The sequence below is a fragment of the Nonomuraea sp. K271 genome (assembly GCF_009908215.1).
Taxonomy (GTDB): domain Bacteria; phylum Actinomycetota; class Actinomycetes; order Streptosporangiales; family Streptosporangiaceae; genus Nonomuraea; species Nonomuraea longispora.
In genome coordinates this window covers 1-1,341 of the sequence record NZ_JAAAHR010000371.1, presented here as the reverse complement: position 1 = coordinate 1,341, position 1,341 = coordinate 1, and the positions used below count along the sequence as shown (strand labels likewise).

The following is a 1,341-nucleotide window of genomic DNA, read 5'->3' as shown; positions in this document are numbered from 1 at the left end:
TCCCCACCGTGAAGCCGTCCTCCGAGCAGACGCCCACTCCCAAGGGGACGAAGACCCAGAAGCGGAAGAAGCCTCCCACTCGTACGGCCAAGCCCACCGCCACCCCGAGGAAGCCCACACCCACGGCCTCGCCCGAGCGCACCACCGCGCGGCCTACGCCGACCCGCGACCGCGCCCGTACCAGTAAGAAGCCGGCCACGAACGCCAAGGCGAGCATTCTCGCGATCGAGCTGATGGGCGGACCGGGCCAGTCCGGGTCGGGTGACTGCTACATGCCGCCTGTGCACTTCCAGACCCGCGTGGAGTCGACCAGGCGCGGAGTGTGGATCTCCTACGCGTGGCTGGTCGACGGCAAGACCAAGGAGAGCGGCAGGTCCTGGGTGCCGGAGGACGACTACACCGCGTTCGTGACCGCCAAACAGTACAACCTGCCCGCGGGGCGCCACACCGTGGCGCTGAAGGTCACCTCGCCGTCCTCGGCGCAGAAAAGCACCTCGTTCAGCGTCTGCGCGCTGGAAACCTGGTGACGCTGGAGGCCATCGGCCCGTACCGGGTCGTCAAGCAGCTCGGCGAGGGCGGCCAGGGCGTGGTCTACCTGGGTACGGCTCCCGACGGGACGCGGGTCGCCATCAAGGTGCTGCGGGAGGGGGTGCCGGGCGACGGCCGCTTCGCCAAGGAGATCGCGGCAGCGCGGCGGGTGGAGCCGTTCTGCATCGCGCAGGTGCTGGACGCCTCGCTGGGCGCACGGCCGTACATCGTGACCGAGTACGTCGAAGGTCCCTCCCTCCAGCAGGCCGGCGTCCACACCGGGGCCGACCTGCAGCGGCTGGCGGTCGCCACGGCCACCGCGCTGGCCGCCATCCACCGGGCCGGCGTCGTGCACCGCGACTTCAAACCGGCCAACGTGCTGCTCGGACGGGACGGCCCGCGCGTCATCGACTTCGGCATCGCCCGTGCCGTGGACGCCGCGGTGACCCGTACCAGCAGCATCGTGGGGACGCCCGCGTACATGGCGCCCGAGCAGTTCCTCGGCGCGGTCGCCGGGCCGGCCGCCGACGTGTTCGCCTGGGGATCCGTCATCGTGTACGCCGCCACGGGCACGCCGCCGTTCGGCAACGACTCGCTGCCCGCGGTGCTCCGCAGGATCCAGTACGACGTGCCGAACCTCGGTGACGTGCCCGAGCCCCTGCGTTCGATCGTGTACGGCTGCCTGGCCAAGGACGCGGCTGCCCGGCCGGCCATGCAGGACGTGCTCTTCCAGCTCATCAGCGGCCGGCCCCAGGCCAGGGCGTCCGCCCCTGACGACCGGCACTCCCCTGGCAGCGGCCCGATCCCGTACGC

General features: G+C 71.6%; 1 protein-coding gene and 1 pseudogene. Both read left to right on the top strand.

Annotated features, from left to right (window positions below; translation table 11 throughout):
* Positions 1-527: pseudogene (locus GUY59_RS47010) on the top strand (hypothetical protein); the annotation flags it as partial.
* On the top strand, positions 524-1,341 hold an 818-nt coding region (locus GUY59_RS47005), incomplete at its 3' end, for a serine/threonine-protein kinase (RefSeq protein WP_330849318.1). The pseudogene GUY59_RS47010 and the gene GUY59_RS47005, both read left to right, overlap by 4 nt.